This window comes from Achromobacter sp. ESBL13 (genome assembly GCF_036668755.1).
In the GTDB taxonomy this organism is placed as follows: Bacteria; Pseudomonadota; Gammaproteobacteria; order Burkholderiales; family Burkholderiaceae_B; genus Achromobacter.
In genome coordinates this window covers 948,105-961,998 of record NZ_JAZEVT010000002.1, presented here as the reverse complement: position 1 = coordinate 961,998, position 13,894 = coordinate 948,105, and the positions used below count along the sequence as shown (strand labels likewise).

The 13,894-nt window shown below is 66.7% G+C and carries 11 protein-coding genes; 4 read left to right on the top strand and 7 right to left on the bottom strand.

The window, feature by feature from the left end:
• Positions 1–57 precede the first annotated feature (57 nt).
• Positions 58–651 carry a hypothetical protein gene (locus V6F88_RS13225; RefSeq protein WP_332610001.1) on the top strand — a complete coding sequence of 198 codons (594 nt, stop codon included), beginning with the start codon at positions 58–60 and terminating at the stop codon, positions 649–651.
• A 104-nt stretch (positions 652–755) separates the two neighbouring features.
• Here V6F88_RS13225 and V6F88_RS13220 read toward each other — a convergent pair whose 3' ends face one another.
• The 4 genes from V6F88_RS13220 to V6F88_RS13200 all read right to left on the bottom strand — a co-directional run bounded on the left by V6F88_RS13220 (position 756) and on the right by V6F88_RS13200 (position 3,987).
• Positions 756–1,319, bottom strand: a complete 564-nt coding sequence (locus V6F88_RS13220; RefSeq protein WP_332610000.1) for an ureidoglycolate lyase — start codon at positions 1,317–1,319, stop codon at positions 756–758.
• Entirely contained in the window at positions 1,316–1,555 is a 240-nt protein-coding gene (locus tag V6F88_RS13215; protein ID WP_332609999.1) for an Arm DNA-binding domain-containing protein, read from the bottom strand. Before V6F88_RS13215 ends, V6F88_RS13220 begins: the two co-directional genes overlap by 4 nt.
• A gap of 176 nt (positions 1,556–1,731) precedes the next feature.
• On the bottom strand, positions 1,732–2,250 hold the full coding sequence (locus tag V6F88_RS13210; RefSeq protein WP_046803329.1) for an Hcp family type VI secretion system effector: 519 nt from the start codon (positions 2,248–2,250) through the stop codon (positions 1,732–1,734).
• A 450-nt stretch (positions 2,251–2,700) separates the two neighbouring features.
• A complete protein-coding gene (locus V6F88_RS13200; protein ID WP_442880299.1) occupies positions 2,701–3,987 on the bottom strand; it encodes an MFS transporter in 1,287 nt (428 codons plus the stop codon).
• Between the two features lie 405 nt (positions 3,988–4,392).
• Here V6F88_RS13200 and V6F88_RS13195 point away from each other — a divergent pair, with 405 nt between their 5' ends.
• Entirely contained in the window at positions 4,393–7,491 is a 3,099-nt protein-coding gene (locus V6F88_RS13195) for a WG repeat-containing protein (RefSeq protein ID WP_332609996.1), read from the top strand.
• Positions 7,492–7,493: 2 nt separating this feature from the next.
• Positions 7,494–10,373 (top strand): WG repeat-containing protein, encoded by a 2,880-nt coding sequence (locus V6F88_RS13190; protein WP_332609995.1) that lies wholly within the window; start codon positions 7,494–7,496, stop codon positions 10,371–10,373.
• A 42-nt stretch (positions 10,374–10,415) separates the two neighbouring features.
• On the opposite strand, the gene V6F88_RS13185 is transcribed toward V6F88_RS13190, so the two are convergent.
• Positions 10,416–11,288: an isocitrate lyase/PEP mutase family protein gene (locus V6F88_RS13185; protein ID WP_332609993.1), complete on the bottom strand. Its 873-nt coding sequence runs from the start codon at positions 11,286–11,288 to the stop codon at positions 10,416–10,418.
• A 101-nt stretch (positions 11,289–11,389) separates the two neighbouring features.
• Here V6F88_RS13185 and V6F88_RS13180 point away from each other — a divergent pair, with 101 nt between their 5' ends.
• The gene (locus V6F88_RS13180; RefSeq protein ID WP_332609991.1) at positions 11,390–12,271 is read left to right on the top strand and encodes a LysR family transcriptional regulator; all 882 of its coding nucleotides are present in this window, start codon (positions 11,390–11,392) and stop codon (positions 12,269–12,271) included.
• A gap of 54 nt (positions 12,272–12,325) precedes the next feature.
• Here the strand turns inward: V6F88_RS13180 and V6F88_RS13175 are convergent, their stop codons facing one another.
• Positions 12,326–13,141: a siderophore-interacting protein gene (locus tag V6F88_RS13175; RefSeq protein WP_332609990.1), complete on the bottom strand. Its 816-nt coding sequence runs from the start codon at positions 13,139–13,141 to the stop codon at positions 12,326–12,328.
• Between the two features lie 30 nt (positions 13,142–13,171).
• The gene (locus V6F88_RS13170) at positions 13,172–13,876 is read right to left on the bottom strand and encodes a PadR family transcriptional regulator (protein ID WP_332609989.1); all 705 of its coding nucleotides are present in this window, start codon (positions 13,874–13,876) and stop codon (positions 13,172–13,174) included.
• Positions 13,877–13,894: the final 18 nt, after the last annotated feature.

The window sequence follows — 13,894 nt, the reverse complement described above, 5'->3', positions numbered from 1 at the left end:
CCAACCGCAGCCACACCGCGGCCATACCCCACCCACACCGCAACAACCCTCGCTTGCATGCCCACCACCCCGACACCCCCCGACGCGCCCTTGACCATTGACGCCAACCTGCGCGCATCGTCGTACTTCGTTCTGCGGGCAACGCACGCCTGCCGCCACTGCCGGCACGCCACCCCGGTTTACGCGCTGGCGTTGCCGCCGGGGCACGAAAGCACCGAAGCCGAGATCGAGTGGGACGACGATGGCGACAGCCGGGGCCTGGACCCGGGCGCGTTCCACGACTGGCTGTTCAGCCCGCCGACCTGGCAACGCGTACCCGGCCCGGCGCTGATCTCGCAAGTGGGAATATTGGCGGCGGACGTGGCTGCGCGCTTGCACCAGGCGGCCCCGGCGCTGCGGCCGGACGCCGATGGCCAGGGTCAGTGGACCAATTTTTGCGAGCATTGCGGCCACGCGATATGGGAAGGCGACTTATACCCGACCGTGGGCCAGCCCTTTTGCCCCAAGGACGATGCCGCCGCCGAGCAGGTCTCGGTACAGACCGTGGCCGCGCCCTTCGCGGCTTATGCGTCGATGATCTGGTCGGACGGCTATCGCAACAAATGGCCGCTGTTCAAGCGGCTGGGCGTAGCGTGCGGCGAGGCCGATTGAGTCAGCGTCGCGCCGCGCAGGCCGGGCCGCGCAGGTCGGGCCGCGCGGGTCGGGCCGCGCGGGTCGGGCCGCGCGGGTCGGGCGGGCCTGCCGACCGTCAGCGCTCAGGCATCCACCGCCTGTTCGCGTTCCGCCACGCCTTCCAGCTGATGCGTGGCAATCGACGCGATGGCGCTTTCTGACGCGCGTGCTTCGGTGGTCAGGTGCTGGATCAGGTCCAGCGTGGTGGACCTGCGCGTCAGCATCAGGCAGGTCACCTCGGCGCCGATCACGCGCGTTGCATGCCAGCAGCCGGGCCGCATGCAGATGCCCTGCCCTTGCGGCACGCGAAAAGCGGCCAGCGTCGTCAGGTCGGGGCTGCCGTCGGCATTGCTGCTGGCCACCACCTGAATGATCGTGCCGGTCAGCGGCACGATGGCCTGCTGCGTCAGCAGGTGCTTTTCCAGGCTGGCGATGTCGGTCGCGCGGCTGCGGTAATTCACCCACAGCACTTCGGCGTCGCCCCCCGCGCCCGTGTTGAACACGTGTTCCTGCCAGAAGTCCGTGGCGGCGTTCGAGAACAGCGGCACGCCGTTGCCATCCGGAATCGGCTTGCCCAGCATCCAGCCATAAGGCGTGAACGCCTGCGGCGTCAGGTCATTGACTTCCAACTGCGTGTTGCTTGTCATGCGGAACCCTGTGTTGGCTTGGGCGGCGTGGCGCGTTTGGGGAATTCAGCGGCGTAATCGAAATCGCCGCGCGCAATGGCTTCGATGATGGCGGCGCGCCGGTCGGCGGCGCGTTTCAGATTGGCGGCCGTGGGCTTGACGCGGATGCGTTCCACGCAATGCCGGCCGTTATAAAAAAAGCCGATCTCGATGGACGATTCCGACGCGGGCCGGACGCCTTCGAACCCCTGGCTCATCGCCTTTCCCGTGATGGTTACTGTTGGGCGACATGATAAACGCTACGCGATGACGAGAAAAAGGCGCGACGCGCCTTCGGTGAAACCAAGCCGCGATGACGCACCGACGCACCGATGCACCGATGCACCGATGCGCCGATGCGCCGATGCGCCGATGCGCCATCGCGGCGACCTGCTTAGCTTTCCAGCGGTTTGCGCCAGTCGTCCGACGCTTCAGTGCCGGCAATTTCGTGCGTCCACGTGATCTTGCGGTAGGCCATGGCCACCTTGATCAACTGCGTGAAGTCCGATTTGCTGGGATCCTGCGCGTGCGGCAGCACGCTGGTGATGTCCACGATGGTGGCGTCTTCCAGTGCCGTCGTGAAGAAGTGTTCCTGCTTGCCGTCGATGGACGTGCGATACCACTTCACTTCCACTTCGGGCAGCATTTCGCCCGAGGCCAGCGCGTGGTACAGCAAGGGCGTGGCCTTGTTCAGCGCGCTGGTGAAGATGAAGGGCTTGTGCACGCGCTGGCCCGAGGGCTGACCGCTTTGCGGGTCGGTCGGGGTGTTGACGCGGTGTTCGATTTCCTGGACCAGGATCTGGTCTTCGTGGCCTTCGACGTACACGTTGCCGACCGAATCCGCGGTGAAGGCGCCTTCGGTGATGTTGCCCTGGGTTTTGCCGGAAATGCTGATATAGGCGGGAGTAGGCATGTCGATTCCTAAGTCGTCGTAGTGGGTGGCCGTGGTGGCCGGATGCCTCCCGGGGGAAGCGCTACGAGGGACTAATGCAACATCCATGCCAGGACGTGAAATAAAAAAAACTTCGCCATGGAATCAATGCCTTGCGAGGCATTTACGATAAACACAAGGCGCCGCTACCCGCGCGCTATCCCTGGTTTTCCGAGTTTTCAGGGTCGATACGGGCCAGAACTGGCTCGCTGGAAAATAAAGGCTTATAGATCAACGCGTTGCAGCGGGTCAGATTTGGCCTGATCGAGCCAGATCTGGCCCAGCTCGCTACCATGGCCGATCAACGCTGTTTTGCACTACCTTGTCTTCCTGCCCCGCCCCGCTACAAGGACGTGGCCGATGACGCCTATGTCATACCGAAGGGCGCGTGGCACACCGTGAAGGTGATGGAACCCTGTCGGATGTTGCACATCACGATGGGCGCGGGCACGCAGCATCGGCCGGTCTAGCGTGCGCGCGCAGGATCTGGCGGTCGTCGATGGGCCAATGCAGTAGCGCCGACAATACGCCCAGCGCCATCGCGCCCAGCCAGATCAAGTCGTAGGACCGCGTCGCCTCGAACACCACGCCGCCCAGCCACACGCCCAGAAACGACCCCAGCTGATGGCCGAAGAACACGAAGCCGAACAGGGTGGTGATGTAGCGCACGCCGAACACCTGCGAGATCAGACCATTGGTCAGTGGCACCGTGCCCAGCCACACAAAGCCCATGATCGCGGCGAACGCGTAGACGGTCCATGTGGACAGGGGCAGCAACAGAAACAGGGCGATGGCGGCCGTGCGCAGCAGGTAGATGCCGGCCAGCAGATATTTGCGGCGATGCCGCGCGCCGAGCACGCCGCAGACATAGGTGCCCATCACATTGGTCAAGGCGATGATGGCCAGCGCGGCCACCGCGTCGGCCGCGCGCAGGCCCTTGTCCATCAGGTACGCGGGCAAGTGCGTGCCGATGAACGCCAACTGGAAGCCACACGCCAGAAACCCCAGGTTCAATAACCAGAAGCCCGGCCGGGTGAAGGCTTCGCCGATGGCCGCGCGCAGCGACAAAGCGGCGTCCGGCGCGCCGGCGTCCCGCGTGGCGCCGGCCGGTTCGCGCAGCGGTCGCGCCAGGGGCAGCAACAAGGCCAGCAGCACCGAGAACACCAACAACGCGCCAACCCAGCCCCAGCCGCCGATCAACCACTGCGCGGCGGGCACCATCGCAAATTGCCCAAGGCCGCCCACGGCCCCGGCCACTCCCAATGCCCACCCCCGACGCTCGGGCGGCACCAGCCGGCTTAGGGCGCCATAGACCGCGGCGAACGCGGTGCCGGACAGCGCGATGCCGATGCACACGCCGGCGCTCAGCATGAAGGCCAGGGGCGTGGCGGCGTGCGCCATGCCAAGCAGGCCCAGCGCGTAGAACACCAGCCCGGCGGCAATGACCTTGGCGGACCCATAGCGGTCGGCCACCATGCCGGTAAACGGCTGCGCGATGCCCCACGTCAGGTTTTGCACGGCCAGCGCCATCGCGAACGTGTCGCGGTTCCAGCCCCGGTCCATCGAGACCGGCAGCAGGAACAGGCCCTGCACATGGCGCACGCCCAGGGCCAGCCCCATGATGATGCCGCCGGCAAGCACCAGCAGCCATAAGTAGGAAGGGTCATGGGAAGGATCGGAGAAAACATCGCGGGTAGACGAAGCAAGCGGCGCTTGCATGGGGAGCCTCTTCGGTCGGCTGCTGCGCCCCGGCACAGGGGGCATCGCGGTTCTATTACAGAGTCGTCGCCAGTTGGCTTCAAGCGATTATTTTTTGCCGCCTGCATGCGGCGCGGGAATGCGTGGATGCGCGGCGGTGCCGCCGAGTAGCCGCCCAGTACCCCCCCAAAGCAGCGCCCCAAGTGGACACCCAAGCGGATACCCAAGTGGACCCCCAAGCGGACACCCAAGTAGCCACCCGAGTAGGGACGCATTAACGCTTCGTTTTTTATCGTTACATTTACCCCTTTATTGGCTGCTACTGCTGGTTACAGTGCTGCCTTCGCATAATTTGGCAAGGCACCCGACCATGTGGCACGTCCGGCTTGGCTTCCCCTTTTTCGCGGCGCTTGTCCGCGCCTTCGTATGATGCGCGCCGCGATCAAGCCGCTGGCGCTGGCCCTGGCGTTAGCCCTGCCCGCGTTGCCCGTGACCGCGCGCGCGGATTCGTGGCTGGACCAGTGCACTACCTCCTACTACGGACAGGGCTCGGACACGGTCTGCCACCAGGCTTTCAGTGAAGGGCTGGCGGCCGTGCTGACGGGGTCGCGCAGCGATGATGCCGGCGCCTGGGGCTACATCGACAAGCAAGGGCGCATGGCCATCGCGCCTGCCTACACGCAGGCCATGCCATTTCAGAACGGCGTGGCCGCCGCCAGCCAGGGCGACTTGTGGGGCTATATCGACACCAAGGGCCAGTGGGTCATCAAGCCGCGCTATACCAACGCCACGGGTTTCAATGCCGAAGGCACCGCGCTGGTGGAAGACGACGAGCGCGACGTCCTGATCGACCGCCAGGGCAAGGTCGTCAAGACCTTCCCGCTGGGCACGCGCACATGGGGATTCATGCCCGGCCAGAAGCTGGCGTCGATAGAGATGCCCACGCCGCCGCGTCTGATCAACACCACGACGGGCGCGGCCGCCGAGCTGCCCGAAGGCGTGATGATGCTGGCCGCGCCGTCGGCCGGCTACCTGCCCGCGCAGGTACGCGGGTCGCGCTATTCCGGGTGGTGGGGCTTGCTGGATGCGCAGGGCCGCTGGGCCGTGACGCCGCAGGTGCTGCGTTCGCGCGAAGCGCCCATGCGCGACGGCGACGTCGTGGCCGTGCGCCGCGATGAGAAGTGGACGTTTGTGAACCCGCGCGGTGAAGCCATTTCGTCCGCCGCCTACGAGCGCGTGCAGTGGCTGGCGCCGGGCGTGTGGCTGGTGGCCACGGACGACGGCAAGTCTACGTTGCTGGATGCACGCCTCAAGCCGACACATGTATTCACGACGTCGTACATGGGGGTGCAGCAGCGCGAAGGCTGGCGCTACCTGTCCGACGCATCGACCACGCTGTTGATCAGCCCCGCCGGAACGATGCAGAAGCTGGCGGTACGCGATGGCCGCGTCGACATCGTGCAGGGCCGCGCCTGGGTCTATGGCATGCCGGCCGACGGCGTGCAAGCCTCGGACGGCAACGTCGATATTGCCGCTGAAGCGGTGGCGGTGGATGCTGGGGAAAATGCGGCAGCCGCTGCGGAAGGCGCCTCCGACGCGTCCAAGCCCGGCGCGGACGCGGTGGCGGCGGTCGAAACCGCGGCGGTCGACACCGCGGCGGTCGATACCGCGGCCGCCGACACTACCGCGGCCGACTCCGCCACCGTCGTCACCGACGTCGCCGAGACCGTCGGTGCGGACCAAGCCGCGGCCGGGGCCGACGTGGCCGACATCCTCAGCTCGGAAGACGCCGCCTCGTACGCCGCCACGGCCGCCAGCGCCGATGGGTCGCTGGTGCAGGTCTACGCGGCCGACGGCAAGCCTTTGCTGGATGCAAACACGGCGCAGCGCCTGCGCGGCTATGACGTCAGCGCGTTTTCGCCGCGTAAGTCGGCCCCGCGCACGCCGGGCAACGCGACCATGCCGCTGGGGCTGCTGCGCGCGCTCAACGGCGATCAGGCGCTGGCCATCCTGACGGTCACCGGCAAGATCGTGTCGAACCCGCAATGGGTCAACATCGACACCTATGACGTGACGATGCCGCTGGTGGTGCGCGCCAAGGACGACAAGGTGGGCGCCATCGACGGACAGGGCAAATGGGCGGTGCCGCCCGAATACAGCGAATTGCGCCCCTTCAACGGCCCCTACACCTGGGCGCGCACGCCCGACATGCTGCGCCGCGACGCCATCCTGATCGATGCGCAGGGCAAGCCGGCGCGCGTGCCGGACGAAGTGGGCGCGGCGGCCTCCGATCTGGACGGCGAGCTGCTGGTCTACCGCGCGGCCGACGATAACCGCGAGCGCCGCTGGGGCCTGTGGAACGTGCGCCTGAACGCGCCCGCCCTGAAGCCCGACTATGAGCGCATCGAGGAATTCGACGACGACTGGGTTCGCGTCCAGGACAAGGACCGTTGGGGCGTCGTCAACCGCCTGGGCCAGTGGGTCGTGCCGCCCACGCACGACAGCGCCTACAACATGGAATACCTGGGCAACGGCGTCATGCTGGTGAACGAGCCCGAAGGCAAGGGCCTGGCCGGCCGCTATGGCGACAGCCCGTACCGCATGGTCAACCTGCGCACCGGCAAGCGCAGCGACATCATCTACGGCAAGCCCGACAAGCTGGCCGAAAACCGCTACATCGGCCAACTGGCTGACGGCAGCGCCGTGCTGTTCGACGCGCAAGGCCGCGCCACCAAAATTACCGACGGGCGCCCCGAAAGCAAAGAGCAGCACGGTGACTGGCTGATCGTGCGCCAGGACGAACGCGAAGGCGCCATCGACGCGCGCGGCACCCTGCAAGTGCCCGCGCTATATGGCGAATTCAACCCCTTCTTTGTGCAGCCCGAAGGCCTGGCGCGCGCCAATCAGGGCTCCGGCTATCGCGTCATCGACCAGCAGGGCAAGACCGTGCTGGAAAAGCGCGGCGACGGCTTCCCGCTGGCGTCCATGCGGCGCGTGCTGTTTACCGATGACAGCGCGTCCAACACGGTGCTGACAGACCTGCAAGGCCGCGAAGTAGCGCGCTTGTCCGGCCGCTATCCCGTGGAATACCGCCACGCCAGCGAAGGCGTGGTGCCGTACAGCGAGGACTACGGCAAGTACGGTTTCCTGGACGCGGCGGGCAAGCGCGTCGTGGGCGCGTACTTCAGCGTGCTGGGCCCGTTGAAACATGGCCTGGCACGGGCGCAACGACTTGATCGCACCGGCAAGCTGTATGGGTTCATCGACCTGACCGGCCGCTACGCTATCCCGCCCGCCTACACCTGGGCGCAAGACTTCCAGGACGAACGCGCCATGGTGTTTCACGACCACCTGGTCGAATTCATCGACACACGCGGCAAGACCACCACCACCTTCGGCGTGCTGTGCGACCAGATCGTGATTTTTGACGCGGAAGAAAACCAGAGCTGGCCGCGCGAAGCCCTGACCTGCTCCGATGCCAAGCGCATCGATCCCCCCGCCCTAGACTCCGCCAAAGCAGAATGACCATGACGTCACGCGTGATCCGCACCACCCGTATCGCCTGCGCCCTGGCCGCGCTGGGCGCATCCCTGTCCGCGCAGGCGCAGACGGGCCATGTGTTTTGCGTCGATGAAGCCCGCTCGCGCAACGACGCCGCCGTCGACGACATTTCCAATCACACGCCCTACACCAACGGCTGCATCCGCAACCTGGCGGACGGACGCGCCGCCGTGCTGCTGCCGTCGGCGCTGGAACCCATGCGCCGCGTGCCGTCGGACGAGTCGCTGCGCCGCCATGCCTGGGGCTTTCTGGACCAGAACGGCCGGCTGGTGATTCGCCCGATCTTTGAATCCGTGCGCGACTTCCGCCACGGCCTGGCCGCCGTGAAGTGGCAAGGCAAATGGGGCTTCATCAACCCGCAGGGCCGCATGGCCGTGGCGCCGCGCTATGACAGCGTGGGCGACTTTGCCCAAATCGGCCTGGCCGTGGCCACGCTGGACGGCCGGCACCTGTTCATCAACCGCCAAGGCGAACCGGTCGGCGATCCCCTGGACCCGGGCATCGACAGCCTGGATCTGGCTGACGGCCTGCCCGCGCGCGCCGCCGTGGCCTTCAAGCCGGAATACCGCTCGCCCACCGGCGAACGCCGCTTCGCCACGCCCGGCGTGGCGGTCAAGCAAGCCTATGGCCCGGACTTGTACATCGCCACCGACGGCGAGTATCGCCAGGGGCTGGTGGACCGCGATTGGAACTGGGTGGTCGAGCCCGTGTACCACGACATTTCCTCGGACCGCGACGGCAGGCTGGCCGTGGCGGATGGGCCCGACGGCGTGGTGCTGCTGGGCACGGACGGCAAGGTGATCGGCGCGGACCAGCACTACGAATCGATGGGCCCCGTGGGGCGCCAATTCTGGAGCGCGCAGCTGGCGGGTCGCAAAGGTTATGCGCTGCTGAACGCGGCCGGCCAGCTGGTCGCCACCCTGAGCTCGGAGCAAGCGCATGCCTCACAGCGCTTCAACGACACGATCGTGTACCCCTCGGGCGAGACGACCATGGCGCTGGTGCCCGGCCAGGACAAGCCGCTGACGCTGGGCGCGGGCCTGTCGCCCAGCATCGATGAAGAAGGCTTCGTGCTGTTCAGAAGCGAGGCGGGCGTGGGCCTGCTGACGCCCAAGGGTGCATGGCTGCACGGCGAATCGGCGCCCGCATGGCTGGCGGATATCGGCAACATGGAAGTCCGCCAAGGCCGTCTGTGGGTCAAGAGCCGGGAAAACGCATTGCTGAATGTCGTGGACGCCGACGGCCGCGCGCTGCTCAAGCCCGAAGCCGTGGAAGCCGCGCGGAACATGGAATTGAAGCCGTTGCCGCTCAACCTGCCGGGCGCGCCGCTGGGCATGCTGGGCCAGTCGCACTGCCATTGCGGCCCCGCGGGCGCCGGCTTGCTGCTGGCCGACGGCAGCATCGTCGCCGATGCGGCGTGGACGGACCTGGCGCTGCTGGACGCAGCCGACGAGCGGGACGGCGATGCGGCGGTCCTGGACAAGGCCCTCAAGGCGGACCAGCTACGCTACGCCGCGACCACCGCCGACGGCATCCGCCTGCTGGACGCGCAGGGCCGCGTGATGGACCTGCCGCTGCAACAACACATCGGCGCCTTCAACGACGGGTACGCGCTGGTGTACGCCAAGGGCGTGAACAAGATGATCGACCGGGCCGGCAAGCAGTACGACCTGCCCGGCGACGTGTTCGATTCACAGGTGGTCGCGCCCGGCGTCATCCGCTATGTGAAGACCGCCAGCGCTGACGCGCCGTGGGGCCTGTACGACTTTGTGGCGGGCAAGGAATTGGCCGCGCCCGCGTTCCAGGAGATCGGCGCGTTCCAGCACGGAAAGGCCGCCGCGTCGCTGGGCGCGGGCCGCGTGGGCGTGATCGACCTGCAAGGCAAGTGGATCGTGCCGGCGCGCCATTATGCCGTCGAGCGCGTCAACGACAAGCTGTGGAAGGTGATGCAGGCAGGCGGGCAGGACGAGGACTACACCCGCCCCGTGGCGCTGTTCAACGACCAGGGTCGCGCGCTGACACCCTTCATCAGCCGGCTGCAAATCGGCCGCGCGCAAGACGGCAGCGTGACGGCCGACAGCGATCAGCAACGCTGGGTTTTTTCAGCCGATGGCACCAATGCCCTGGACCTGGAAGACGCGCTGTACACGCGGCTGGGCGACTGGCTGGAAATTCGCCGCGCGCCACGCTATGGCTACCTGAACGATCAAGGCCGGTGGCAGATCGCGCCTCGCGCTGCCGTGGCGTCGAACTTCCAGGGCACGCCCGCGCGCGCGCTTGCCTCCGACGACAGCGGCACCCGCCTGATCGATACGTCGGGCAAGACGGTGGCGACGCTGCCCGCCGGCGAATGGGATTGGCCACAAGGCTCGCCGCTTTTGCTGCGGCACTACGAGGTTAATGGCCGGTTGCGCACCGACTATGTCGAACCCGGCGGCAAGACGCGATTGACGGCCGAGGGCGCAACGTCCGCGTTTTCGGAAGGCCAGGCGGTGTCGCTGCTGTCCACGCGCGCAATGCGAGCGCTGGACACCAACGGCACACTCACCGGCCCGGCGTTTAACGCGCTGGGCACGCTGCGCGACGGCCTGGCGCCGGCCCTGGCCGACATGAACTTCGGCTTTGTGGACCGCCGCGGCGAATTCGTGATCGCGCCCGACTACAGCGCCGTGACGCCGTTCTTGAACCAGCGCGCGGTAGTGTCCAAGACGGACGCGTCGGAAATCATCGACCCGGCCGGCCGCGCGTTGGCCCGCGTGCAAATGGTGTGCGGCGTGCGTACGCTGTACGGCAGCGCGGGGCAACGTTTGTGGCCGAACACGATGCCGGCAAGGTGCGATCGCTAACGCGCCACGGTACTGCTGGCGTGCGGGCCGGGCGTTGGACGCTTACTGCGTGTCCAACGCCAGATAGCGCTCTGTCTGCACGATGGCCTCGCGTTCCTTGAAGCTGGTCAGCCGGTCGGCCAGCGCGCTGCTGTCGCCGGTTTGCTTGATGGCCGCCAGCGTGGCTTGCATGGCGTGGATGGCGGCGCGCTGCAAGTCCGACGGAATGATGGCCAGGCGATAACCCATCGCGGCCAGATCGGGCAAGGGCACCAGCGGCGTCTTGCCACCGTAAAACATGTTGATGAGCTTCAGGCCGGGCAGGCGGTCGGCAATGGCGCGGATCTGCTCCCGCGTTTCGGGCGCTTCCACGAAAATCATGTCGGCCCCTGCCTTCAGGTAGCGCTCGGCACGGGTGATGGCGGCGTCAAACCCTTCCACCGCGATGGCGTCCGTGCGCGCGATGACCAGCGTGTCGGCGTCGCTCAAGGTCTGGCGGGCGATGTGCACCTTGCGGCACATCTCGTCGGCGTCCACCAGGCTTTTGTCGTCCAGGTGCCCGCAACGCTTGGGAAACGACTGGTCTTCAATATGAAACGCCGCCACGCCCGCGCGTTCCATGATGCGCACGGTGCGCTCCACATTCGCGGACCCGCCAAAGCCCGTGTCCGCGTCTGCCACTACCGGCAGCCCGCTGGCGTCGACGATCTTTTCCACGCGGTCCATCACTTCCGTAAAGCTCAGCAGGCCGATGTCCGGATATCCCGCCGCGCGGGCGATGGCGCCCCCGCTGGCATAGACGGCGCCAAAGCCCGCCGCCGCGACCAGCCGCGCCGACAGCCCGTCGTAGGCGCCGGGCGCGACCACGATGTCGTGGGCCAGTTGCTGGCGCAGCAGGGCGCCGGGGGTCAGGGAGGGGTTTGCGGAGCGCGTCATGGAAAGCCTTGATCGTTGGGGCAATGTCCGCATGATCGGCCCAGGCGAATAGAATGTCCAATATATGAAATGTTGATAATCAGTACATAAAAGGTATCGATATGGAATTGCGTCATCTGCGTTATTTCGTGGTGACGGCCGAGGCGCAGCACTTCACCCGCGCCGCCGAAATCCTGGGCATGGCGCAGCCGCCGCTAAGCCAGCAGATTCGCCAGCTGGAACAGGAAGTGGGCACGCCGCTGTTTGACCGCACGGGGCGCGGCGTGGTGCTGAACGACGCGGGCCGCGCTTTTCTGACGTGCGCGCATGACATCCTGGCGCGCGCCGACGCTGCGGTGCAAACGGCGCAGCGCGCCGCGCGAGGCGAGGTGGGGGAATTGGCGTTGGGGTTTACCGAGTCGGCGTCGTTCAACGGCGTGGTGACGGAAGTGATACGCCAATATCGCCAGCGCTATCCCGACGTGGATATGACGCTGTCGCAAGGCGATAGCGAAACGCTGGTGGCGCAGCTGCGCGAAGGCACGATTGATGCCGCTTTCGTGCGGCCGCCGTTTGCGCTGGATGGCGGCCTGACGTTCACGCAGTTGACCGAAGAACCGCTGGTGGTGGCCTTGCCGCTGGGGCATGCTCTGGCGCGCCGCAAGCGCCTGGCGCCGAAGGATCTGACGCAGGAACGCTTCATCCTGTATTCGCGCAAATCGGGCTATGGCCTTAGCGCGGACATCATGGCGGCGTGCCGCCAGCATGGCTTGAATCCGCTGATCGGCCAACGCGCGCCGCAGCTGTCATCGGCGGTGAACCTGGTGGCAGCGGGCATGGGCGTGGCGGTGGTGCCGGCATCGTTGCGCCACCTGCGCCCGGACGGCGTGGTGTATCGCCCCTTTGCCCTGGACTGGCCACGCGCGGTGCTTGGGCTGGCGGTGCGCGAAGACGGGGCGGGAGGCCGCGTGGAAAATCTGCTGAGTCTGGCGCGCCAGACATGAAAGACGCCGGCCAGGCGGCGACGCTAACGTGACTGCCCTCGCGCCATGCCGCAATCAGTCTTCATGTGACTCGTGCACCGCGACCGCGCCACGCTTCCAATAGCTTGCGGCGCGGATGCGGGATTTGTCGATGGCGTGCTGCGACACCATGATCTCGCGCACGGCCTTGGCCACCGCGGATTCGGCGGCCACCCAGACATAGCCCTCGCCCGACGGCAACGTCAGTTCGCGCGCCGCTTGCAATAACAGCGTGCTGTAGCCCGCCGCCGTGCCGTTGCGGTGCAGCCAGCGCACCGACGTTTTCGCGTCCGAGGCCAACGGGATCTCGCTATCGGAAGACGGCACTTCGATCAACACGATCGCTTCGGCGGCGGCGGGCAGTTCTTCCAGGCGGCGGGCGATGGCGGGCAGCGCTGTTTCGTCGCCAATCAGCACATGCCAGTCAAAGCCCTTGGGCACCACGAACGACCCACGCGGGCCGCCGATACCCAGCTGCTGTCCGGGCTGCGCCTGTGCCGCCCACGTGCATGCCGGACCATCGCCATGCAGCACGAATTCAATTTCCAGCTCGCGGCGCGCGGCGTCGAAGCGGCGCGGCGTGTAATCCCGCGCGGCGGGCTTGGGCGCGCCTTCGGGAAACTTCACGCCATCGGGGCCCACGCTGGGCAAGGCCGGCGCTTGCGTCGGGTCGGCCGGAAAGAACAGTTTGACGTGGTCGTCGAATGACGCCGAGACAAAGTCCTGCAGGTCATCGCCGGTAAAAGTGACGCGGGCCAGAAGGCCGGCCACGGGTTCGACGCGCACGACGGTCAGGACGCGCATTTTCAGGTTGTGGCGCACGCGCTCCACGGTCAGGTCGCTACGGTTCATCAACACTCCAGATTCGGGAAAAGGACAAGATCAAGCACAGGGCTTGCCGTTGATCTCGTCGGTGGCGCGCGCCAGGATGGCGGCGATCCGGCGTTGTTCGGCGGGCGAGGCGTCGGTGCGTTCCATCAGCGCGCGGCGCATCGCGTGGCGCGCTTCTACAAATTCCGGCACCCAGCCGGTGCGTGCGTCCTCGCCTTCAGGGCCCACGCTGCGCGGCTCGCCGCTCCAGGCCTGGCGCATCCAGTCCATTTTTTTGGCGATGTGCTTGAAGCGGTTGAACATCAGCGCAACGCGGTCGCGGTTCGCGTCCAGATGCGCCTTGCCGGCGTCCGCCAGGTGGTAGCGCTTCTTGGCCCCGTCTTGCTCGACGGTGGCGTAGCCCAGTTCTTCCAGATAGGTCAGCGCCGGGTAGACCATACCGGGGCTGGGCGTGTAGAAGCCATTGCTCAGGGCGCCGAACGCCTTGATCAGTTCGTAGCCGTGGCTGGGGTTTTGTTCAAGCAGGCCCAGCAGCATCAGTTGCAGGTCGTCGGCCGACACGCGGCGGCCGCGCGTGAAGCCACGGCCATCGCCACCAAAACCATCGGCGTCGCCGCGCCCGTCATCCGGCGGGCCGGAAAACCAATCGCCGCGCGAGGCGGCGTGGTGCGAAGGATGGTGATGGGGGTAGGGGTGGTGATGATGGCGGCGGTGATGGCCACCGTGGCCGGGTGTCTGGAAGTCGGGATGGCGCATGAATGCCTCTTACGATGT

Excerpts from the sequence above, each read along its gene's own strand:
- V6F88_RS13215 (WP_332609999.1), bottom strand. The coding sequence starts at position 1,555 with ATGAGCCAGGGGTTCGAAGGCGTCCGGCCCGCGTCGGAATCGTCCATC.
- V6F88_RS13190 (WP_332609995.1), top strand. The coding sequence starts at position 7,494 with ATGACGTCACGCGTGATCCGCACCACCCGTATCGCCTGCGCCCTGGCC.
- V6F88_RS13210 (WP_046803329.1), bottom strand. The coding sequence starts at position 2,250 with ATGCCTACTCCCGCCTATATCAGCATTTCCGGCAAAACCCAGGGCAAC.
- V6F88_RS13195 (WP_332609996.1), top strand. The coding sequence starts at position 4,393 with ATGATGCGCGCCGCGATCAAGCCGCTGGCGCTGGCCCTGGCGTTAGCC.
- V6F88_RS13180 (WP_332609991.1), top strand. The coding sequence starts at position 11,390 with ATGGAATTGCGTCATCTGCGTTATTTCGTGGTGACGGCCGAGGCGCAG.
- V6F88_RS13200 (WP_442880299.1), bottom strand. The coding sequence starts at position 3,987 with ATGCAAGCGCCGCTTGCTTCGTCTACCCGCGATGTTTTCTCCGATCCT.
- V6F88_RS13185 (WP_332609993.1), bottom strand. The coding sequence starts at position 11,288 with ATGACGCGCTCCGCAAACCCCTCCCTGACCCCCGGCGCCCTGCTGCGC.
- V6F88_RS13175 (WP_332609990.1), bottom strand. The coding sequence starts at position 13,141 with ATGAACCGTAGCGACCTGACCGTGGAGCGCGTGCGCCACAACCTGAAA.
- V6F88_RS13225 (WP_332610001.1), top strand. The coding sequence starts at position 58 with ATGCCCACCACCCCGACACCCCCCGACGCGCCCTTGACCATTGACGCC.
- V6F88_RS13170 (WP_332609989.1), bottom strand. The coding sequence starts at position 13,876 with ATGCGCCATCCCGACTTCCAGACACCCGGCCACGGTGGCCATCACCGC.
- V6F88_RS13220 (WP_332610000.1), bottom strand. The coding sequence starts at position 1,319 with ATGACAAGCAACACGCAGTTGGAAGTCAATGACCTGACGCCGCAGGCG.